Below are 20,389 nucleotides of genomic sequence, written 5' to 3' on the forward strand. Positions count from 1 at the left end.
CAGCGGATCAGCGGGTGAACAGCGGCCGGCCGGGCGTGGCCGCATCGGCCGGGAGCAGCGCCAGGTCCAGACCCCGCACCAGGCGGGCGCGCAGGACGTCATCGGCTGCCAGCCGTTCCGCGACCCGGCGGGCCGCGTCGGCGGGGTCCGCGCCGGGTGCGAGGACGAGGGCGAGGGTGCCGTCGGCCCGGCCGGGGCCGAGGTGGGCGCGGAGCACCGCGGGCTCGGCGGCGACGGCGTCCCGTACCGCGGCGGTGACCGCGGGGTCGTCCAGCGGGTCGGCGCTGGTGCGGCCTTCGGCGAGGGCCAGCAGCGCGGAGCCGGTCAGTTCGAACGCGACCGGGCCGGCGAGGTCGAGGACCACCGTGTCCGCCTTCTCGTGCGCGGCGGCCTGCAGCGCTTGGTGCAGGGGTACGGCGACGGGGCGGGCCTGCGGATCCCACAGCGCCAGCGAGGCGGTCGAGGTGAACGCGGGCAGGGCGCGGCGGTCCCCCGCCTGGAGGGTCGGGACGGCCATGTCGCTGGTCTTCTCGCGACGCAGGCCGTTCTCGTCCTCCTCCACCTCCCCGAGCACGGCGACGACCGGGACCAGGAGCCGGGCTCCCTTGAGGGCTTCGAGTACCGGGCCGATGGCCTTCCGGTCCTCGGCCCATGCGGCGAGTGCCGCGGTCAGGGCCGGGGCGGCCGTGCCGTCGTCGTCGGAGTAACCGGGGTCCGGAATGTTCTTCATCGCCACAGGGCGAGCGTAGTGCCTGGGCTTTCCCGCTCCGGCAGCCGGTCGGGCCGAGCGGGCTTGCGGGCAGACGGGGCCGGCCGGCAGCGGGGGTCCCCGGCGGCGGTGAGCGGGCACGACGCCAGGCGCGAAACGGCGGTGAACGGCCACAACGCCAGGCGTGAAACAGCGGTAAACGGGCACCACACCGGGCGCGAAACAGCGGTGGGCGCGGTCAGCGCCGTACGGTGGACCGCCTGCCGCGCCACAGCACCACGGCCAGCGCCAGCAGGACCGCTCCGAGGCCGCCCGCGGCCGGGGCGAGCCAGCCTGCGGGGCCGCCGTCGTGGTGCTCGGAGCTGGGACCGGGGCCGAAGTACCGCTTCCGGTATCCGGCCTCGGCGGATTCCGCGCGCAGACCCGCTGGACGCAGCGTGGCCCCGGCCTCGATCGCCGCGGCGGGATCGACGATGCCGTACCCACGGGCGTCGTCCCGGCCGGACTCCGGGGCGCTGCGGGCGGTGTCCGTGAGCAGTTGCCTGATCTGGGCGGGCGTCAGTCCCGGATGCGCGGCGCGGACCAGGGCGACCGCGCCCGAGACGAACGCGGAGGCGGCGGAGGTGCCCCACTCCACGTAGTACTGGCGGTCGGGGGCGGCGACGACGACGTCGACTCCGGGGGCGCTGACGGTGGCGTACCAGCGGCGGGTGGAGAACGCGGCATGGGTGCCGTACCGGTCGACAGCGGCGACCGCGATGACGCCGGGATAGGCGGCGGGGTACGAGATGTGGTCGCCCTTCTCGCCTCCGTTGCCCGACGAGGCGACGACGACGGCGCCCTTTTTCAGCGCGTACTGGATGGCGGCGTCCTCGCCCGGTTCGGGGTGGGCCGACTTGCTGTCGTCGCCGAGCGAGAGGTTGATGACGTCGGCGCCGTGGTCGGCGGCCCAGCGGATGCCGTCGGCGAGAGCCGTGCCACGGGACTCCCGGGCCTTGGCGCGGGCCGGGTCGGAGGCTTCGAGGATCACCCGGACCGGCAGGATCTTCGCCTCGGGCGCGATGCCCAGAACTCCGTCGCCACCTCCGGCACCATGGCCGTGACCTGCGATGATCCCCGCCATCGCGGTACCGTGCCGCGCCCAGGACCGGTCGCCGCGGCCGGCTCCGAAGCCGATCATGTCCTTGCCGGGCAGCACCTGGCCCGCCAGGTCGGGGAGGCTGCCGTCGACCCCGGTGTCGACGACCGCGACGGTGATTCCCCTGCCCTTGGTGGTCCGCCAGGCCTGATCGGTGTGGAGCGCCTCGAGGCCCCACTGCTGGTCCCGGATGGCGTCGGCCCTGGCCGGTGTCGCGGGCAGGAGCGCGAACGCGGTGGCGGCGCAGACCGCGCCGAGGGCGCGGCGGCGGGTGCGGGTGCGGGTACGGCGGATCATTCCGGCTTCTCCGTGAGGTCGGTGATGGTCCGGCGCAGACCGCGCTCGATCCGGTCCGCTATTCCCTTGGCCTCGTGGCCGAGTCCGGCCTGGGCGGCGGCCGTGGTGGCGTTCGCGACCACGGCCTTGTCGACAGGTTGCGGATCGGTGACCGTACGGCCGTCGGCGAAACCGGAGACGGCGAACACGACGACGGGGACCTCGGTCAGTACGCGGACGGTCCAGCTGGCGCGCTGCCCGTCGCCGAACCCCTCGGCGACCGTGCCCTTCACGGGATACGTGCGCGGCATCAGATCGGTGCGCAGACCGAGGTGCTGGTCGGTGAAACGGGTGCTCAGCGCTCTCATGGCCTCGGTGTCGCCCTCCGTGAAGATCACCCCGACCGTGGTGACGCTGCTGCTGGTGGCGTCCGTGTAGGTGGCGCGGAGCATGCGCACGCAGCCGACCGGGCCGAGTGTCCGGGCCAGCAGCGGGTCCAGGCCCGCCCGGCAGCCGCTGTCCGGGGCGACGGCGACCCGGGTCCAGACCCGGTCGGCGCCGCCGGGCCCCGCCCCGTCGCCGGCCAGGGTGCGCGGAAAGAGGGTGTCCACGGGGACGCTGTGCCAGGCGGAGCGGCCCACGGTGTAGGCGCTGTGGACGGCCGGGTCGGCGGAGGAATCGCTGGTGAGCCAGGCGCCGGTGGCGGCGCCGCCGATCAGCCCGAGCCCGAGCACGACACAGGCCGCGGCGGTCGCGGTCCGGGCGGGGCGGCGGCTCCGGACGGGGCGCAGCCGGGTGGTGGTCTCGGCGGGCGTCTCGGGGACCGGAGGGCGGTACGGGTAGGGGTACGACTGCTGGTACGGGTGCGGGATGTGCGGCCGGCCGGACGGTGGCGGGGCCGCTCCCGGACGCGGGGTGAGGTCCACGGCGCCGACGGGCCGCCGCCGGGTGGCGGCGGGCGGCTGCTCGGGCCGGGGCGGAGCGGTGTCCGGCGTGGGCACGGGCACGGCGGGGGCGGGCGGAGGCACCGCTGCCGCGGGCGGTGGCGGGGTCGTCGGGTGCGGCGGAACAGACGCGCCCGCGGACGGTGCGACCGGCCCCTGCGCCGATGGTGGCGGGGTCGTGGGCCGGGGCGGGACAGGAGCGCGCTGCGCCTCGGTACTCATCCGCCCCCCTGGTCCTCTTCCGTACCGTGCGCGGATCGACGTCACAGGCAGGCCCGTTGGTTGCCGCGTGCCCGTCACTCTACGGGGTGGAACGGCCCCCGTGGGAGCGGGACGCCCTGCCCACGGGCGATCTGCACGGATCATCCCCCTACCCAGCAGTACGGACGTCTGGCAAGCTGCGGCCATGACTGCCCGCGCCGCTGACCGGACCCGTTACAACCGGGCCACCGCCCATCTGGACGCCCCGATCGCCGTCGTCGATCTGGACGCGTTCGATGCCAATGCCGACGATCTGGTGCGCCGGGCCGCCGGGAAGCCGATCCGGGTGGCGAGCAAGTCGGTGCGTTGCCGGGCGCTGCTGGAACGGGTGCTCGCGCGGCCCGGGTTCGCCGGGATCATGTCGTTCACGCTGGCCGAGTCGCTGTGGCTGGCGCGGGCCGGTTTCGAGGACGTCCTGCTGGCCTACCCGTCGGCCGACCGGGCCGCCTTCGCGGAGCTGGCCGCCGATCCGAAGCTGGCCGCGGCCGTGACCGTGATGGTGGACGACCATGCGCAGCTGGAGCTGATCGACGCGGCGCGGGCCGGTGGCCGTGAGGAGATCCGGGTCTGTCTGGAGCTGGACACCTCGCTGCAACTGCTCGGCGGCCGGGTCAGGATCGGCGCCCTGCGTTCCCCGCTGCGCTCCCCCGCCCAACTGGCCGAACTGGCACGCTCGGTGGCGCGCAGACCCGGGTTCCGGCTGGTGGGTCTGATGGCGTACGAGGGGCACATCGCCGGGGTCGGGGACGCGGTCGCCGGGCGGCCGCTGCGCTCCCGGGCGATCCGGCTGATGCAGGCCGCGGGCCGCAAGGAGCTGGTGTCCCGGCGGGCCGAGGTGGTGCGGGCCGTACGGGCGGTGGCACCGGACCTGGAGTTCGTGAACGGCGGCGGCACCGGCAGTGTGCAGCACACGGCGGCGGAGCGCGCGGTGACCGAGATCGCGGCCGGGTCGGGGCTCTACGCACCGCGGCTGTTCGACAACTACACGTCGTTCACGGCGCGTCCGGCGGCGCTGTTCGCCCAGCCGGTGGTGCGCCGACCGGGCGTGGGTGTGGTGACGGTCCTCGGTGGCGGCTATCCGGCGTCCGGGCCGGCGGGTGCGGACCGGCTGCCCGTCCCGTACCTGCCGGAGGGGCTGTGCTACGACCCGCAGGAGGGGCCGGGCGAGGTGCAGACCCCGCTGCTCGGCGCCCCGGCCGACGATCTGCTGATCGGCGACAAGGTGTGGTTCCGGCACGCGAAGGCCGGTGAACTGTGCGAGCGCTTCGATGAGTTGCAGCTCATCGAGGGCGACCGGGTGACGGCGACCGTGCCGACGTACCGGGGCGAGGGCCGTACGTTCCTCTGAGCCCAGGGAGCCGCGGCCGGCCTCAGGGAGCTACGGAACTGCCCACGCCACCGCTCGTCTCGCTGTCGTCGATCGGCCGGATTCCCTCGGTGATGGTGTCCATGAGGGAGAGCGGCGGCCCGTCGGGCCCCGCGTCGAAGGCGTAGCGCACGATGACCGGTGATTCGCTGCCGACTGTCGAGGGAAAGACGAGTGACTGCACATAGCCACCGGGGCCCTTGCCGGTCGTGACCCGCCGGCGCACCCGGTAGCCGGTGCGCCCGGCAACGCTCACAGCCTCGGAGGCGAGTTGCCGGTGGGAGGTGATGCCGCCGTGGATCCGGTCGCCGACGATGTTCTCCTCGTAGGCGCTGTCGTCGGCGGCGGTGATGTCCTGCTCGGCGAGCTTCTCGGCGGAGGTGATGTCCGTGCCGTTCGCCGTGCGGGTGGTCACCGTGCCGTGGTAGCAGAAGTCGGAGGAGTCGCCGGGGCAGCTGTACGAGCCGACGGTCCGCATGGTGAGGACCTCGTCGACGGTGCTCCGGGGATTCTCCCACCCGTCGGGGATCGGCAGCGTGATGCCGTTGAGCTGGTCGACGAGGACCTCGGGGTCGCTCCCGGCCGGTGTCGCACTCGGCTCCGGCGTGTTCCGGCCGTCGGTGGGGAGCGGTGCGGAGCTGCTCGGTCCGGCCTTCGGCCGCGTACCGCCGTCGTCGCCCCTGCCCAGCAGCAGGGCCCCGGTGACGGCCGCGCCGACGACGACCAGTCCCGCCACGGCGAGCGCGACGATCCGGGTGCCGCCACCGGCTGCCGCGCTGCCGCCGCTCCCCGGTACGTTCGCGACCGGCTCGGGGGACCGAACCGCGGGGGTACGGCGGCGGTCGGGCGGGTGTGCGCGGTCCATGCCGTACCGTCCCACCATCGTTCGGTGCCCGGTATCGCGGCGTCCGGATACCAGCCGGGCGGAGTCGCGTTACTCATCCCGTCACTCTAGAGGGGTGTGACATACGCCCCGGAGATTCCTCCGTCGACGAGGAAGTCGGTGGCGTTGACGAACGAGGAGTCGTCGCTCGCGAGGAACGCGACAGCCGCGGCGATCTCCGTGGCCTCGGCGAACCTGCCGACCGGGATGTGCACGAGCCTGCGGGCCGCCCGTTCCGGGTCCTTGGCGAACAGCTCCTGGAGAAGCGGGGTGTTGACCGGTCCGGGGCACAGCGCGTTGACCCGGATGCCCTCGCGGGCGAACTGCACGCCGAGTTCGCGGGACATGGCGAGGACGCCGCCCTTGGAGGCGGTGTACGAGATCTGGCTGGTGGCCGCGCCCATGACGGCGACGAAGGACGCGGTGTTGATGATCGAGCCGCGGCCCTGGCGCCGCATGTAGGGCAGGGCGGCCTTGCAACAGAGGTAGACGGAGGTGAGGTTGACATCCTGGACTCGCTTCCATGCCTCCAGGCCCGTGGTGAGGATGGAGTCGTCGTCGGGCGGGGAGATGCCCGCGTTGTTGAAGGCGATGTCGACGGAACCGTAGGTGTCGAACGCGGTCCTGAAGAGCGCCTCGACCTGTTCGGGGTCGGTGACGTCGACGCGTACGAAGGTGCCGCCGACCTCCTCGGCCGCGGCCTTGCCGGCGTGCTCGTCGATGTCGGCGCAGACGACGTTCGCGCCCTCCGACGCCAGGCGGCGTGCGGTGGCCAGACCGATGCCGCCGGCGGCTCCGGTGATGACGGCGGTGCGGCCGACGAGGCGGCGGCAGATGTTCTCGCTGTCGGTGGTGGTCATGCCGGTTCAGGCCTCCGTACTGATGAAGACGTTCTTGGTCTCGGTGAATGCGGTCAGCGCGTCGGGGCCGAGTTCACGGCCGAGCCCGGACTGCTTGTAGCCGCCGAACGGGGTCCAGTAGCGGACGCTGGAATGCGAGTTGACGGAGAGGTTCCCGGCCCGGACCGCCTGTGAGACGCGCAGTGCGCGGCCCACGTCACGGGTCCAGACCGAGCCGGCGAGGCCGTACTCCGTCGCGTTGGCGAGCCGGACGGCGTCGGCCTCGTCGTCGAAGGGAAGGACGACGGCGACCGGTCCGAAGACCTCCTCGGTGGCGACGGGTGCGTCCGGACGGACGTCGACGAGGACGGTCGGCGGGAACCAGAAGCCGGGCCCTTCGGGCGCTTTGCCGCGGAGCGCGGTCGCGTCCTCGGGGACGTGACCGCGGACCCGTTCCCGTTGTGCCCGGGAGATGAGCGGGCCCATCTGGCTGTTCTCGTCGAAGGGGTCGCCCACGACGACGGATTCGATCGCGGGCGCGAGGAGTCCCAGGAAGCGGTCGTACGCGGACCGCTGCACCAGGATGCGGCTGCGGGCGCAGCAGTCCTGGCCGGCGTTGTCCAGGAACGCCATGGGTGCGGCGGCCGCGGCGGCCTCGATGTCGGCGTCGGCGAAGACGATGTTGGGGCTCTTGCCGCCGAGTTCGAGGGTGAGCCGCTTCACGCGGTCGGCACACTTGGCCATGATCTGCTTGCCGATGCGGGTGGAGCCGGTGAAGACGATCTTGGCGACGCCGGGGTGCTCGACCAGGGCGTTTCCGGTCACGTCGCCCGCGCCCGGCAGCACTTGGAAGAGGTGTTCGGGAAGGCCCGCATCCAGGGCGAGCCGGGCCAGCCGCAGGGCGGTGAGCGGAGTGGTCTCGGCGGGCTTGAGGAGCACGGCGTTACCGGCGGCCAGGGCAGGGGCGAGGCCCCAGGCGGCGATCGGCATGGGGAAGTTCCAGGGTGCGATCACGCAGATGACGCCGAGGGGTTCGAGGAGGGTGATGTCGATTCCGCCGGGAACCGGGATCTGCCGGCCCGCGAGTCGTTCCACTCCCCCGGCGGCGTAGTCGAGCAGATCACGGACATTGGCCGCTTCCCAGCGGGCGTTGCCGAGGGTGTGACCGGCCTCCTGGACCTCCAGCCGGGCCAGTTGCTCGGCCTCGCCGTCGACGGCGGCGGCGAAGCGGCGCAGCAGCCGGGCACGGTCCGCGGGCGCGAGGGCGGCCCAGGTGCGCTGGGCCGTCGCCGCTCGGGCGACCGCTCTGTCGACCTCGGCGGCGGTGGTAAAGGGGATGGTGGCGAGGAGTTCTTCCGTCGCCGGATTGAGCACGTGGTGTTCCACCGCGTGGTCGGGTGTGGTCACTCGGTGCCTCACAGGCGTTCGAAGGAGCGGCGGAGCTCCCAGTCGGTCACCGCGGCGTCGAAGGCTTTGAGCTCGACCCGCGCCATGTTGCTGTAGTGCGCGACGACTTCTTCACCGAAGGACGTTTTCGCCACCTCACTGCGTTCCCACAGCTCGGCTGCTTCGCGCAGCGTGGTGGGGACGTGGTCGTACGCGGCGGCGTAGGCGTTGCCCTCGCACGGCTCGGGGAGTTGGAGGCCCTTCTCGATGCCGTGGATGCCCGCCGCGATCAGTCCGGCGACGGCGAGGTACGGGTTGACGTCACCGCCGGGCAGCCGGTTCTCGAAGCGCGTCGAGGGGCCGTGGCCGACGACGCGGAGGGAGCAGGTGCGGTTGTCGTGGCCCCAGGCGACGGCGGTCGGGGCGAAGGAGCCGGGCTGGAAGCGTTTGTAGGAGTTGATGTTCGGTGCGTAGAGGAGGGAGAAGTCGCGCAGGGCGGCGAGTTGTCCGGCGAGGAAGTGGCGCATCACTGGGGACATGCCGCCGTCCTCGCCCGTCATGGCGCTGCGGCCGGCCTCGTCGGTGGACCGGAGCGAGAGGTGGATGTGGCAGGAGTTGCCCTCTCGTTCATTGAACTTGGCCATGAAGGTGAGCGCGACGCCCTCCTGGGCGGCGATCTCCTTGGCACCGGTCTTGTAGACGGCGTGCTGGTCGCAGGTGACCAGGGCTTCGTCGTAACGGAAGACGATCTCGTGCTGGCCGGGATTGCACTCGCCCTTCGCGGACTCGACGGTGAGGCCCGCGGCGGCCATGTCGTTGCGGATGCGGCGCAGCAGCGGCTCGATCCGGCCGGTGCCGAGGACGGAGTAGTCGACGTTGTACTGGTTGGCCGGGGTCAGATCGCGGTAGTTGCGGTCCCAGGCCTGCTCGTAGGTGTCCTTGAAGACGATGAATTCGAGTTCGGTGCCGACATGGGCCGTGTAGCCGTGGCCGGCGAGTCGTTCCAGTTGTCTGCGGAGGATCTGGCGGGGTGCGGCGACAACGGGTGCGCCGTCCTCCCAGGCGAGGTCGGCGATGGCCATCGCGGTGCCCGGGTGCCAGGGGACGCGGCGCAGGGTGGTGAGGTCGGGGTGCAGTGCGAAGTCGCCGTAGCCGCGCTCCCAGGAGGACATGGCGAATCCGTCGACGGTGTTCATGTCGGTGTCGACGGCGAGCAGGTAGTTGCAGCCTTCTGTTCCGTGTTCCATGACTTCGTCGAGGAAGAAGGGGGCCGCGAACCGTTTGCCCTGCAGTCTCCCCTGCATGTCGGGGAAGGCGAGGACCACGGTGTCGATCTCGCCGCTCCCGACGAGGACGCGCAGTTCCTCGACGGAGAGCGGGGCTGTTCGGTCGGACACGGGTGGATCCTCTCCTCGCGGGCCGACGGGTGATCCAAATCTATGGGCACCGCAAGGGATTTGGATACGGTGCCGGTGCGTGCCGCGTGCCGGGTGAGAGAGGGATCTGATGAACCGTCCGCTGATCGGAATCAGTACGTATCTGGAGGCATCGACCCGCTGGGGCGTGTGGGACCTGCCCGCGACGCTGCTGCCTGCGGGATACGCACGCTTGATCCGCGAGTCGGGCGGTCTGGCCGCGCTGCTCCCGCCGGACGATCCGGACCTCGCGGCATCGGTGGTGGCGCGGCTGGACGCGGTGGTGATCGCGGGCGGGCCCGATGTGGATCCCGTACGGTACGGAGCCGACCGCGACCCGCGGACGGGGCCGCCCGCACCGGAGCGCGACGGCTGGGAGACGGCCCTGATCGGCGCCGCGCTCGACTCCGGCACTCCGTTGCTGGCGATCTGCCGTGGCATGCAGCTGCTGAATGTGGCGCTCGGCGGCACGCTCACCCAGCATCTGGACGGTCACTCCGGCCCGCAGGGCGTGGCGGGGAGGTTCGGCTCGCATGTGGTGGCGCCGGTGCCGGGGACTCGGTACGCGTCCGTCGTGCCCGAGGAGACCACCGTCCCGACCTATCACCACCAGTGCGTGGCGCGGCTCGCTCCCGGCCTGGTTGCTTCGGCGCACGCGGCGGACGGCACGGTCGAGGCGATCGAGCTGCCGGGGGCGCGGTGGGTGCTCGGGGTGCAGTGGCATCCGGAGATGGGGGACGATCCGCGGCTGATGCAGGCAGTGGTGGCGGCCGCGACGTGCGGGCAGGCCCCGCCCCGTAAGCCGGCCGGGGACCACGGGGACCGGTGACGCCTCGGGCCGGTGGATGGGGCATGGCGCACGAGGTCGCCTGTGCGTGGGTCCCCGCGACGCGTCCCGCTACGTCGGTGACATGTCCCGGCCCGTCAGCGACAGCAGATCGCGTGCCGGTCCCGTCGGGCGGTGGCCGGAGGGCCAGACCGCGCGCAGTTGGCGCCTCAGCCGCACTCCGGCGATCGGGATCTTGACCAGGCGCCGGGAGGACAGTTCCTCGCCGAGCGCCAGTTCGCTCAGCACGCAGGGGCCCGCGCCGCTCTCCGCCGCCCCCTTCACCGCGGTGGTCGAGGAGAGTTCGAGCAGTGGCTGGGCGAGGCCGCCGTGGACGGCCAGGGCCGCGTCCAGGACCTGGCGGGTGCCGGAGCCGTGCTCACGCAGGATCAGCGGGGTCGCGGCCAGCTCCCGCGGGGTCAGCGGCGTACGGCGGCGGGCCCACGCGTGGGACGGGGCCACGACGACGACCAGCCGGTCGTGGGCGATGACCGTGCCGTCGAGGCCTTCCGGTACGGACAGGCCCTCCACGAAGCCGAGGTCGGCCTCACCGACGAGCAGCCGGCCCGCGACGGCCGCCGAGTTCCCGGCGAGGAGCGAGACCGCGGTGTCCGGCCGTTCGGCGCGCAGCGCTATCAGCCAGCCCGGCAGCAGGTACTCGGCGATGGTCATGGAGGCGGCGACCCGCAGCCGGGAATCCCGCCGGTCACGCAGCGCCTGCGCGCCCGCGTCGAACGCCTCGGCCGCTTCGACGATCCGGCGCGCCCAGTCGGTGACCAGTGCGCCCGCGTCGGTGAGCCGGGAGCCGCGCGGCGAACGGTCCAGCAGGGCGAGGCCGAGCTGCCGCTCCATGGACCGGATGCGGCTGCTGGCCGCGGGCTGGGTGACGCCGACGTCGCGTGCCGCGCGCCCCAGGCTGCCGTGCCGGGCGACCGCGAGCAGCAGTTCGAGCGCACCGAGGTCGGGGACCCGGTGGGCGAGGGGGACATGTTCTTCGCCGGACATAAAGCCAGCTTATGACCTCATAGAGACGGAGTCTCTGGTGGGGTTCGTCCCCCGCCACGAAAATCGTGGCATGGCCATCTTTCCGCAGACGCAACAAGCTCCCGTCCCGTATCCGGCCGCCCCGCGGCTCCCTCACCTGCGGCACGTCGGCCCCAACTGGTACGCAACTGTCATGGGCACCGCGATCGTCGCGAGCGCGGGTGCGACGCTCCCCGTGCATGTCCCGGGACTGCGCGGTGCCTGCACGGTGGTGTGGGCACTCGCGACGGTCATGCTGGCGGTGGTGCTCGCGGCCCGTGCCGGGCACTGGGCCGCCCATCGCGACCAGGCCCGTACCCATCTGCTCGACCCCGCCGTCGCCCCGTTCTACGGCTGTCTCTCGATGGCCCTGCTGGCGGTCGGCGGCTCGTCGATGGTGGTCGGCCGGGACGTCATCGGGCATGGGGCGGCGCTGGCCCTTGATGTGGTGCTGTACACGGCGGGCACGGTGATCGGGCTGGCCGCCGCGGTCGCGATCCCGTATCTGATGGTCGTACGTCACCGGGTCGAGCCCGGCACCGCGTCGCCGGTGTGGCTGCTGCCGGTGGTGGCGCCGATGGTCTCGGCGGCGCTGGGTCCGCTGCTGGTGCCGGAGCTGCCCGCCGGTCAGTGGCGGGAGGCGCTGCTGCTGGCCTGTTACGCGATGTTCGGTCTGAGCCTGCTCGCCACGCTGGTGATGCTGCCGTTGATCTTCGCCCGGCTCGTCCACCAGGGCCCGCTGCCGCTCGTGCTGACGCCCACGCTGTTCCTGGTCCTCGGCCCGCTGGGCCAGTCGACGACCGCGGTCAATCAGCTCGCCGACGTGGCACCGGGCGCGATCGGCGCGCCGTACGACTCGGGGCTGGCGGTGTTCGCCGTGCTGTACGGGGTGCCGGTGATGGGCTTCGCGCTGATGTGGCTGGCGCTGGCCGTCGCACTGGTCGTGCGCGCGGTCCGCAACGGCATGACGTTCAGCATGACGTGGTGGGGCTTCACCTTCCCGGTCGGTACGTGTGTCACGGGCGCCGCGGGCCTGGCCCGGCACACGGGCCTCACGGCGTACACCTGGCTGGCCGTCGCGCTGTACGTGCTGCTGGTGGTGGCGTGGGCGGTGGCCGGGCTGCGGACGCTGCGCGGGCTGGTCAGCGGAGCGCTGCTCGCAGCGCCGCAGGCGCCTGCGCCAGTGACGGCCCGTACCAGGTGAGGAACCGCCCGTCGACGAGCGCGGCGGGCAGTCCGGGGAACGCTTCGGGCCCGTCGTCCGCGGTGAAGCGGTACGGCTCGTCGGGCAGGACGACGAGGTCGGCTCCCGCCGCGTTGAGTGCGTCGAGCGGGATACGGGGGTAGCGCTCGGCGTGGTCCGCGTAGAGGTTCTCGACGCCGAGCCTGGCCAGCAGGTCCCCGGCGAAGGTGTCGCGGCCCAGCACCATCCAGGGTCTGCGCCAGACGGGCACGACCGCACGGCGCGGGGCACGGGGCGGCGGGAGCGCGGCCCAGGCGGCCTCGGCCTCGTCCAGCCAACGCGGCCTGGCCCGTCCGCAGGCGGTGACCAGGACCCGTTCCAGTTCCTCGAACGCCTGGTCGAGGGTGCGGACCGTGGTGACGACCACCTCGATGCCGGCGGCCCCGATCGCCGCGAGGTCGGGTCCGCGGTTCTCCTCCTCGTTGGCGACGACGAGATCGGGCCGGAGCGCGACGATCGCCGCCACGTCGGGATTCTTGGTGCCGCCGATCCGGGCCGCGGTCAGACCGGGCGGGTGGGTGCACCAGTCGGTGACGCCGACCAGGAGGCCGGGGGCGGTGACGGCGACGGCCTCGGTGAGCGAGGGGACCAGGGAGACGACGCGCACGGCGGACAGCCTCTCTAGCGACGCGGGTCGAAGGTGGCGTCGATGTGCTCGGCGACGGCGACGACCAGCAGTCGCGTCCCGGGCACCGTGGCCCGCCAGCGGTGCCGCACCCCACCGGACAGGAACAGCGTGTCGCCCTGCTCCAGCCGGTACGCCTGCCCCTCGGCCTCCACCTCCGCCGCGCCCTGCACCACGTACATCACCTCGTCGTTGCGGTGCTGGAACTCGCGCCCGAGGTCGAGCTCGCCGGTGAACTCCAGGGCGCTGAGCTGATGGCGTCCGCGCACCACCCTGCGTACCCCGTCGCCCTCGCCCGCCCGTACGACGTCGACGGCGCGCGCCGAGTCCGCGGCGGCGCGCAGCCGTGCCGTGCTGGTCTCCAGCGCTTCGGCGACCCGGTCCAGGGAGCGGGCGCTGGGCCGGGCCCGCTCGTTCTCGATCTGGCTGAGGAACGGCACGGACAGGCCGCTGCGGGTGGCGACCGCGGCCAGTGTGAGCCCCAGGGATCTGCGCCGTCGGCGGACCGCGGCGCCCACGCGGAGTGCTTCCTTGTCGTCCATGTCCGGCTCCCTCCCGACTCGTCATCCTCCCGGCTGCCGGCACATTACGCACACGGTTGCGCAAGGTCGGCCGGTGGATGAGTGTCTTCCGGACAGCCGGAAGGGGTGGGTACCGCCGTCGGCGGTGCCCACCCCTTCCCGTTTTCGGGTCCTGTCGGGACCTTACTGCGGGGCCATCGTGTCCGCGATGCCCGGATTCTTCTCCATCCAGGCCTTCACAGCCTCTTCCTCATGTCCCGTACCGCGCTTCTGGATCTGGTTCTCCAGGCCGGCGAGCTGGTCCTCGCTCAGCTTGAAGTTCTTGAACCACTTCGTCAGCTGCGGGTAGTTCGTCGGGAAGTCCTTGCTGGCGATGGTGTGCAGCCGGTCGCCGTCGCCGAAGGCCTTCTCGGGGTCCTTCAGCTTGGTCATGCTGAACTCGTTGTACGCCCAGTGCGGCGTCCAGAGCAGCACCGCGATGGGCTCCTTCTTGGCGTACGCGCGCTTCAGTTCGGACAGCATGCCCGGCGTCGAGGAGTCGACGACCTTGTACTCCTTGTCCAGGCCGTACGTCGGCAGCACGTTCTTCTTGAGGTTCTCCATCGTGGCGGTACCCGGCTCGATGCCGACGATCCGGCCCTTGAACTCCGAGGCCTTGCCCTTGAGGTCGGCGAGGCTCTTGACGTCCTTCACGTACGAGGGCACCGCGACCTCGATGGACGTGGGGCCGTACCACGAACCGATGTCGGTCAGCTGGGAGCCGTACTTGTCCCAGTAGTTCTTCTGGGTGTACGGCAACCAGCCGTCGAACTGCACGTCGATCTGGCCGCGTGACATCGCGGTGTACATCGGACCGACCTCGAACTGCTTGAGGTTGACCTTGTAGCCGCGCTCCTCCAGGACCGCCTTCCACAGGTACGTGGCGGCGATGTCCTCCTCCCAGGGGAACCAGGCCATCTCGACGGCGCGGTCGCGCTCGTCCTTGCCGCTCGCGCCCTTGGGCGCGGCGGCCTTGGCGACGGGGGTCCACTTGTCGGCGACGCCCGGGTTGGCCTTCAGCCAGGTGCGGACCGCCTCCTGCTCCTTGCCGGAGCCGGACTTCTGGATCTGCGCCTCAAGACTGGTGAGCTGGTCCTCGCTCATCTTGAAGTTCTTGAGCCAGCTGCCGACCTCGGGGTTGTCGGCGGAGAAGCCCTTGCGGGCCAGGGTGTGGATGCCGTCGCCCTTGCCCCAGAGGTTCTTGGGGTCCTTGAGCTTGGTCAGTTCGAACTGGTTGTACGCCCAGTGCGGCGACCAGAGCGGGACGACGATCGGTTCCTTCTTGGCGTACGCGCGCTTCAGTTCGGCCAGCATCGACGGCGTGGAGCCGTCGACGACCTTGTACTCCTTGTCCAGGCCGTAGCCCGGCAGGATCTTGTCCTTGAGCAGGCCCATCTCACCGGCGCTGGGCTCGATGCCGACGATCCGGTCCTTGAACTGCGAGCCCTTGCCCTTGAGGTCGGCGAGGGACTTGACGTCCTTCATGTACGAGGGGACGGCCAGTTCCAGCGAGGTGGGGCCGTACCAGGAGCCCATGTCCTCCAGACGGTCCTGGTACTTCTTCCAGTAGCTGGCGTGGGTGATGGGGAGCCAGGAGTCGGTCTCGAAGTCGATCTGGCCGTTGGCCATACCGGTGTAGAGCGCACCGGCCTCGTACTGCTTGACGTCGACCTGGTAGCCGCGCCGCTCCAGCATCTCCTTCCAGAGGAAGGTGGAGGCGATGCCCTCGTCCCACGGGATGTAACCCATGCTGATCTTCTTGCCCGCGCCGACGTTCGAACCGTCGGCGGTGCCGGCGGACTTGCCCGAGCCGGACGAGCCGAAGATTCCCATGGCACCTGCGACGAGCGCGAGGACGACGATGCCGGAGACGGCGACGACGGGCTGCGGACGGTAGTTCCAGATCTTCAGTCCGCCGGCCATCGACTGCGCCTTCGCCAGCGCGCGGCGGGCGAGCGGGGAGACCTCGCGGCCGAGCGCGCCGGTCATCCGGTCCAGGTACATCGCCACGATGACGATGGAGATGCCCGCCTCGAAGCCGAGGCCGACGTCGACGTTGCCGATGGCGCGGTAGACGGCGCCACCGAGGCCGCCGCCGCCGACCATGCCGGCGATGACCACCATGGACAGGCCCAGCATGATGACCTGGTTGATGCCCGCCATGATCGTGGGCAGGGCGAGCGGCAGCTGGACCCGCAGCAGGGTGTTGCGCCGGGTGGTGCCGAACGCCTCGGCCGCCTCGACGAGTTCGCCGTCGACCTGGCGGATGCCGAGCTCGGTCATCCGGACGCCCGGGGGCAGCGAGAAGATGATGGTGGCGATGATGCCGGGCACCACGCCGACGCCGAAGAAGATGACGCCGGGGATCAGGTAGACCATGGCGGGCATGGTCTGCATGAAGTCCAGGACCGGCCGGGTCACCGCGCTGACGGTCTTCGAGCGGGACGCCCAGATGCCCAGCGGCACGGACAGCACCAGCGCGATGATGGTGGCGACGAGCACCAGGGTGACGGTGTCCATCGCTTCGTCCCACAGTTCGACGGAGTCGATGAGGGCGAAGCCCACGAAGGCGAGCACACCCGCGAGCAGACCGCGCAGCCACCAGGCGATGACGGCGACGATGCCCGCGAAGAGCAGCGGTGCGGGGGCGGAGAGCACGGCGGCTATGCCGTCGAACATGCCGCTGACGATCGAGCTGATCGCGTCGAACAGCCAGGAGAGGTGGGTCTGCAGCCAATCGACGGCGGAGTCGACCCAGTCACCGAGAGGAAGCCTAAACATTGGCCACCTTCTTCGTGTCGACCGTGCCGGGCCTGACGTCCTGCGGGGCCTCGGCGGGGGTCATCGGCTCGCCGAGGACGGCGAGCAGCCGGGCCCGCGGTACGACGCCGACGAGCTTGCCCTTGGTGTCGGTCACGGCGACCGCCACACCGCTCTGCGAGCAGGGCGTGAAGAGGTCGATGATCGGCGTGGACTCGGTGACGGTGGCCGGGGCTGCCGCCAGGACGTCGGCGGGGGTACGCAGCTCCTTGCCGTCGTCCGTGGTGGTGCCCATGACCGTGTGCGGCTCGGCCATGATCGCGCCTGCGGTCAGCACCCGGGAGCGGTCGACGTCCTGGGTGAAGGAGGCGACGTAGTCGTTGGCCGGGGTGACGAGGATGTCCTCGGCGGTGCCGAGCTGGACGATCTTCCCGTCGCGCATCACGGCGATGCGGTCGCCGAGGCGCATGGCCTCGTTGAGGTCGTGGGTGATGAAGACGATCGTCTTCTTCAGCCGCTTCTGCAGTTCGAGCAGCTGGTCCTGCATGTCCCGGCGGATCAGCGGGTCGAGCGCGCTGAAGGACTCGTCCATCAGCAGCAGGTCGGCGTCGGTGGCCAGGGCGCGGGCCAGGCCGACACGCTGCTGCATACCGCCGGACAGCTCGTCGGGCCAGGACTTCTCCCAGCCGGCGAGACCCGTCAGCTCCAGCGCCTCGGCAGCGCGCTGCTCGCGCTCGGCGCGCGGCACACCCTGCACTTCGAGGCCGTACCCGGCGTTCTCCAGCACGCTGCGGTGGGGGAAGAGCGCAAAGTGCTGGAACACCATGCTGATCTTCGAGGACCGGACGTGGCGCAGTTCGGCGGGGCTCAGGGCGGTCAGATCCTGGCCGTCGAACAGCACGCGTCCGGCTGTGGGCTCCAGAAGTCCGTTGAGCATGCGCAGCAACGTGGACTTTCCGGACCCGGACAGACCCATCACGACGAAGATCTGTCCCGGTTCGACGGTGAACGAGGCGTCGATCACCGCTGCGGTCGTTCCGTCGGCGCGCAGCGCGTCGCGGTCGGCGCCGCTTTCGAGCTTCTGCACGGCTTGATCGGGTCGTCTGCCGAACACTTTGTACAAGTGTTCGGCTTGCAGCCTTGACACATACACCTCGCGGGTTGAACGGAAAAACGGTCTGCCACCCCCTCCGACAGACCGTGGAGCGACGCGGATTCGGCCCGCATGGCACGTGCGGTAGTTGAAATTGCTACGTGCTCCGCTCCGGCTGCGCGCCTGCCCTCACTTACACGAGCCAAACACAAGAGTGATCCACCTCACATATGAGCGGGCGCTGCCGGGACGGGGCCGCCCCCGGCTCGGCACGGCCCGACCGTCCCCGGCGGCCGGGGCCGACGCCGGCCCCGGTGAGGTGCGAGCACCTGTCAGTGGGGTGCGGCATCATCGGGGTGTGACGCGACGCCTGATGCTCCTCGACACCGCCTCCCTCTACTACCGCGCCTACTTCGGGGTCCCCGATTCGGTACGCGCCCCGGACGGGACGCCGGTCAACGCCGTGCGCGGGCTGCTCGATTTCATCGGGCGCCTGGTGCAGGACCACCGGCCCGATGACCTGGTCGCCTGCATGGACGCGGACTGGCGGCCGCACTGGCGGGTGGAGCTGATCCCTACATACAAGGCGCACCGGGTCGCGGTGGAGACTGCCGAGGGACTGCCCGACGAGGAGGAGACCCCCGACACCCTGGCCCCGCAGGTGCCGGTCATCGAGGATGTGCTCGATGCGCTCGGCATCGCCCGGGTCGGCGTCGCGGGCTACGAGGCGGACGACGTGATCGGCACGCTCACGGGCCTGGCCACCGGCCCCGTGGACATCGTCACCGGCGACCGGGATCTCTATCAGCTGGTCGACGACGCCCGCGGGGTGCGGGTGCTCTACCCGCTGAAGGGGGTCGGCTCGCTCCAGCTGACAGACGAGGCGTGGCTGCGGGAGAAGTACGGGGTGGACGGCTCCGGATACGTCGATCTGGCCCTGCTGCGCGGCGACCCGAGCGACGGGCTGCCCGGCGTCCCGGGGATCGGCGAGAAGACGGCGGCGAAATTGCTCGACGCCTTCGGCGATCTGGCCTCAATCATGGCCGCGGTCGACGATCCGGCCGCCAAGCTGACGCCCTCGCAGCGCAAGCGGCTCGACGAGGCCCGGGACTACGTCGCCGTCGCACCGAAGGTGGTCCGCGTCGCCGGGGACGTACCCCTGCCGGAGTTCGACCCCGCGCTGCCCTCCGAGCCGCGCGATCCGGTCGCACTCGAAGCCCTCGCGAAGCGGTGGGGGCTGGGCGGGGCGCTGCAACGCCTGCTCTTCGCACTGCACGCCTGACTCCGGCCCTCCACAGCGCATGACCGAGGTGCTAACTTAGGTAAGCCTAAGCAATCGGAGCAGGGAGAACCTCGTGGCAGAACGACCGGCACGGCAGGCACCCAAGGCGCAGGGGGCCCACGTTCTGCGCACCGAGCAGATCACCCCGCACATGGTCCGTGTAGTGCTCGGCGGTGACGGTCTCGCCGATTTCGGGCTCTCCGGGTTCACCGACCACTACGTCAAGCTCTGCTTCGCCCCCGAGGGTGCGGACTACGCGCACCCGTTCGACATGGCCCGCATCCGCGAGGAACAGCCGCGGGAGCTGTGGCCCACCACCCGCACGTACACGGTGCGCTCCTGGGATCCGGTCGCCCGGGAGCTGGCCATCGACTTCGTGGTGCATGGCGACGAGGGCCTCGCCGGCCCCTGGGCGATGCGGGCGGCCCCGGGCGATCCGGTGACGTTCCTCGGCCCGGGCGGGGGCTACGGCCCGGACGCCTCGGCGGACTGGCACCTTCTGGCGGGCGACGAGAGCGCCCTCCCGGCCATCGCGGCGACCCTGGAGCAGATGCCGGCGGGCGCGGTGGTGCGCGCGTTCGTCGAGGTGGCGGATGCTTCGGAGGAGCAGAAGATCGCGACGCCCGACGGGGTCGGGGTGACCTGGCTGCACCGCGGGGAGCGCCCGGTCGGCGAGGCACTGATCGCGGCAGTGACGGGGCTGGAGTTCCCGGCCGGCGCGGTCCGGGCATTCGTCCACGGCGAGGCGGGTTTCGTGAAGGAGATACGCCGCCATCTGCGCTTGGAGCGCAAGATCCCGCTCCCCCAGCTGTCCATCTCCGGCTACTGGCGGCTCGGCCAGAACGACGACGCCTGGCGCTCGGTCAAGCGCGAGTGGAACGCACAGGTGGAGCGCGAGCAGGAGAAGGCGGCATAGCACCGGCGCACTCCCGTAAGCCCCGGTCCCGACCGGGGCTTACGCATTCCCCGAGCGCCGGCTCACTCACCGTCGACAGGCGCCACCACCCCACCGTCGCCGTCGCCGTACGCACCCGCCTCACCCCTGCCGCCACCGTCGCCGTCGGCACCCCCGCCGTCACCCACCGTCTCGAACGCGCGCGCGGACGCGTCCACGTGCGCGAGCCGTCGCAGCGCGCTGAACATCGCCTCCCCTAGTACCGTGCCGACGACCACGCTCTCCACCAGGTCCTCGCGCGCCACCCGCCGCCCCACGTAGTCGAGGTCGGCCCGCGCGACCGGTTCGGCGGCGGCCGCGTAGTCGTCGAGCAGTCCGACGAATCCGCCGTGCCCGGCCCGCCGCAGCGCGACGAGCACCCCGGCCAGGCACTCACCGGCCGGGCCGTGCGCGTCGGCCAGCCAGCCGCGCCGTTCCACCAGCTCCGCCACCTCGTCGCGGGCGTCGTCCAGTTCGGGCCCCGGCTCGCTCCCCTGAAGCGGAGTCAGGCGCTTCGACGCGACACCCAGCACCTTGTGCACCGGTTGCTCCGGGTCCTCGACCGCCCGGAGCACATCCCCGATGGCCGCCAGCGAGAGCCCGCCGACATCCAGCAGGGCACGGATCAGCCGCAGCCTGCGCTCATGGCCGGAGTCGTAACTCGCCTGGTTCGGGCTCGTCAACTGCCCGGCAGGCAGCAGCCCTTCACGTACATAGAACTTGATCGTCGGTACCGGAACCCCGGACCTGCGACTCAACTCACCGATGCGCACCGCGTGTTCTTCCTTCCGCGCTTGCCAACCCCCTACCCATGATAGATAGTTCC

The 20,389-nt window shown here is 71.6% G+C and carries 18 protein-coding genes and 1 pseudogene; 5 read left to right on the forward strand and 14 right to left on the reverse strand.

The genetic code is table 11. The features are described from left to right. Nucleotides 1-7: 7 nt before the first annotated feature. From ACFU8Q_RS17355 to ACFU8Q_RS17365, 3 genes are all read right to left on the reverse strand, one after another. The gene (locus ACFU8Q_RS17355; RefSeq protein ID WP_384454147.1) at nt 8-736 is read right to left on the reverse strand and encodes an SseB family protein; all 729 of its coding nucleotides are present in this window, start codon (nt 734-736) and stop codon (nt 8-10) included. Nucleotides 737-947: 211 nt separating this feature from the next. Then, the gene (gene mycP / locus ACFU8Q_RS17360; RefSeq protein ID WP_384454150.1) at nt 948-2,144 is read right to left on the reverse strand and encodes a type VII secretion-associated serine protease mycosin; all 1,197 of its coding nucleotides are present in this window, start codon (nt 2,142-2,144) and stop codon (nt 948-950) included. Further along, nucleotides 2,141-3,049: a hypothetical protein gene (locus ACFU8Q_RS17365; RefSeq protein ID WP_384454203.1), complete on the reverse strand. Its 909-nt coding sequence runs from the start codon at nt 3,047-3,049 to the stop codon at nt 2,141-2,143. Before ACFU8Q_RS17365 ends, mycP begins: the two co-directional genes overlap by 4 nt. A 424-nt stretch (nt 3,050-3,473) precedes the next feature. On the opposite strand from ACFU8Q_RS17365, the gene ACFU8Q_RS17370 reads away from it, so the two are divergent. Further along, entirely contained in the window at nt 3,474-4,676 is a 1,203-nt protein-coding gene (locus ACFU8Q_RS17370) for an amino acid deaminase/aldolase (protein ID WP_384454153.1), read from the forward strand. A 22-nt stretch (nt 4,677-4,698) separates the two neighbouring features. On the opposite strand, the gene ACFU8Q_RS17375 is transcribed toward ACFU8Q_RS17370, so the two are convergent. The 5 genes and pseudogenes from ACFU8Q_RS17375 to ACFU8Q_RS17395 form a co-directional block, all read right to left on the reverse strand. After that, nucleotides 4,699-5,559: a hypothetical protein gene (locus tag ACFU8Q_RS17375; RefSeq protein WP_384454211.1), complete on the reverse strand. Its 861-nt coding sequence runs from the start codon at nt 5,557-5,559 to the stop codon at nt 4,699-4,701. Between the two features lie 5 nt (nt 5,560-5,564). Further along, a pseudogene (locus ACFU8Q_RS17380) lies at nt 5,565-5,636 on the reverse strand (DUF2510 domain-containing protein); the annotation flags it as partial. 9 nt (nt 5,637-5,645) lie between these two features. Next, complete coding sequence (locus ACFU8Q_RS17385; protein ID WP_384454156.1) at nt 5,646-6,437, reverse strand: 3-oxoacyl-ACP reductase; 792 nt, start codon at nt 6,435-6,437, stop codon at nt 5,646-5,648. A gap of 6 nt (nt 6,438-6,443) precedes the next feature. Continuing rightward, a complete protein-coding gene (locus ACFU8Q_RS17390; RefSeq protein WP_384454159.1) occupies nt 6,444-7,823 on the reverse strand; it encodes an aldehyde dehydrogenase family protein in 1,380 nt (459 codons plus the stop codon). An 8-nt stretch (nt 7,824-7,831) separates the two neighbouring features. Next, the gene (locus ACFU8Q_RS17395; protein WP_384454162.1) at nt 7,832-9,199 is read right to left on the reverse strand and encodes a glutamine synthetase family protein; all 1,368 of its coding nucleotides are present in this window, start codon (nt 9,197-9,199) and stop codon (nt 7,832-7,834) included. A 109-nt stretch (nt 9,200-9,308) separates the two neighbouring features. Between ACFU8Q_RS17395 and ACFU8Q_RS17400 the strand changes: the two genes are divergently transcribed. Beyond that, a complete protein-coding gene (locus ACFU8Q_RS17400) occupies nt 9,309-10,046 on the forward strand; it encodes a gamma-glutamyl-gamma-aminobutyrate hydrolase family protein (RefSeq protein ID WP_384454165.1) in 738 nt (245 codons plus the stop codon). A 69-nt stretch (nt 10,047-10,115) separates the two neighbouring features. On the opposite strand, the gene ACFU8Q_RS17405 is transcribed toward ACFU8Q_RS17400, so the two are convergent. Further along, entirely contained in the window at nt 10,116-11,048 is a 933-nt protein-coding gene (locus tag ACFU8Q_RS17405) for a LysR family transcriptional regulator (RefSeq protein WP_384454168.1), read from the reverse strand. A 70-nt stretch (nt 11,049-11,118) separates the two neighbouring features. On the opposite strand from ACFU8Q_RS17405, the gene ACFU8Q_RS17410 reads away from it, so the two are divergent. Next, nucleotides 11,119-12,270, forward strand: a complete 1,152-nt coding sequence (locus ACFU8Q_RS17410) for a TDT family transporter (protein WP_384454171.1) — start codon at nt 11,119-11,121, stop codon at nt 12,268-12,270. Here the strand turns inward: ACFU8Q_RS17410 and ACFU8Q_RS17415 are convergent. The 4 genes from ACFU8Q_RS17415 to ACFU8Q_RS17430 all read right to left on the reverse strand — a co-directional run bounded on the left by ACFU8Q_RS17415 (nt 12,209) and on the right by ACFU8Q_RS17430 (nt 17,341). Further along, nucleotides 12,209-12,916 carry a helical backbone metal receptor gene (locus ACFU8Q_RS17415; RefSeq protein ID WP_384454174.1) on the reverse strand — a complete coding sequence of 236 codons (708 nt, stop codon included), beginning with the start codon at nt 12,914-12,916 and terminating at the stop codon, nt 12,209-12,211. The genes ACFU8Q_RS17410 and ACFU8Q_RS17415 overlap by 62 nt on opposite strands. Nucleotides 12,917-12,930: 14 nt before the next feature. Next, entirely contained in the window at nt 12,931-13,476 is a 546-nt protein-coding gene (locus ACFU8Q_RS17420) for a helix-turn-helix domain-containing protein (protein WP_384454176.1), read from the reverse strand. A 162-nt stretch (nt 13,477-13,638) separates the two neighbouring features. After that, nucleotides 13,639-16,275 carry an ABC transporter permease/substrate binding protein gene (locus ACFU8Q_RS17425; RefSeq protein ID WP_384454179.1) on the reverse strand — a complete coding sequence of 879 codons (2,637 nt, stop codon included), beginning with the start codon at nt 16,273-16,275 and terminating at the stop codon, nt 13,639-13,641. Then, nucleotides 16,268-17,341, reverse strand: a complete 1,074-nt coding sequence (locus tag ACFU8Q_RS17430) for a glycine betaine/L-proline ABC transporter ATP-binding protein (RefSeq protein WP_384454181.1) — start codon at nt 17,339-17,341, stop codon at nt 16,268-16,270. Before ACFU8Q_RS17430 ends, ACFU8Q_RS17425 begins: the two co-directional genes overlap by 8 nt. A 379-nt stretch (nt 17,342-17,720) precedes the next feature. Here ACFU8Q_RS17430 and ACFU8Q_RS17435 point away from each other — a divergent pair, with 379 nt between their 5' ends. Then, on the forward strand, nt 17,721-18,629 hold the full coding sequence (locus tag ACFU8Q_RS17435; RefSeq protein WP_384454205.1) for a 5'-3' exonuclease H3TH domain-containing protein: 909 nt from the start codon (nt 17,721-17,723) through the stop codon (nt 18,627-18,629). A gap of 73 nt (nt 18,630-18,702) precedes the next feature. Beyond that, complete coding sequence (locus ACFU8Q_RS17440) at nt 18,703-19,545, forward strand: siderophore-interacting protein (protein WP_384454184.1); 843 nt, start codon at nt 18,703-18,705, stop codon at nt 19,543-19,545. Nucleotides 19,546-19,607: 62 nt separating this feature from the next. Here the strand turns inward: ACFU8Q_RS17440 and ACFU8Q_RS17445 are convergent, their stop codons facing one another. Continuing rightward, a complete protein-coding gene (locus tag ACFU8Q_RS17445; protein ID WP_384454187.1) occupies nt 19,608-20,336 on the reverse strand; it encodes a MerR family transcriptional regulator in 729 nt (242 codons plus the stop codon). Nucleotides 20,337-20,389: the final 53 nt, after the last annotated feature.

Source organism: Streptomyces sp. NPDC057543 (genome assembly GCF_042801895.1).
In the GTDB taxonomy this organism is placed as follows: Bacteria; Actinomycetota; Actinomycetes; order Streptomycetales; family Streptomycetaceae; genus Streptomyces.

Coding starts and splice junctions, on each gene's coding strand:
- mycP (WP_384454150.1), bottom strand. CDS start 2,144: ATGATCCGCCGTACCCGCACCCGCACCCGCCGCCGCGCCCTCGGCGCG.
- ACFU8Q_RS17400 (WP_384454165.1), top strand. CDS start 9,309: ATGAACCGTCCGCTGATCGGAATCAGTACGTATCTGGAGGCATCGACC.
- ACFU8Q_RS17370 (WP_384454153.1), top strand. CDS start 3,474: ATGACTGCCCGCGCCGCTGACCGGACCCGTTACAACCGGGCCACCGCC.
- ACFU8Q_RS17375 (WP_384454211.1), bottom strand. CDS start 5,559: ATGGACCGCGCACACCCGCCCGACCGCCGCCGTACCCCCGCGGTTCGG.
- ACFU8Q_RS17405 (WP_384454168.1), bottom strand. CDS start 11,048: ATGTCCGGCGAAGAACATGTCCCCCTCGCCCACCGGGTCCCCGACCTC.
- ACFU8Q_RS17410 (WP_384454171.1), top strand. CDS start 11,119: ATGGCCATCTTTCCGCAGACGCAACAAGCTCCCGTCCCGTATCCGGCC.
- ACFU8Q_RS17425 (WP_384454179.1), bottom strand. CDS start 16,275: ATGTTTAGGCTTCCTCTCGGTGACTGGGTCGACTCCGCCGTCGATTGG.
- ACFU8Q_RS17435 (WP_384454205.1), top strand. CDS start 17,721: ATGCTCCTCGACACCGCCTCCCTCTACTACCGCGCCTACTTCGGGGTC.
- ACFU8Q_RS17420 (WP_384454176.1), bottom strand. CDS start 13,476: ATGGACGACAAGGAAGCACTCCGCGTGGGCGCCGCGGTCCGCCGACGG.
- ACFU8Q_RS17385 (WP_384454156.1), bottom strand. CDS start 6,437: ATGACCACCACCGACAGCGAGAACATCTGCCGCCGCCTCGTCGGCCGC.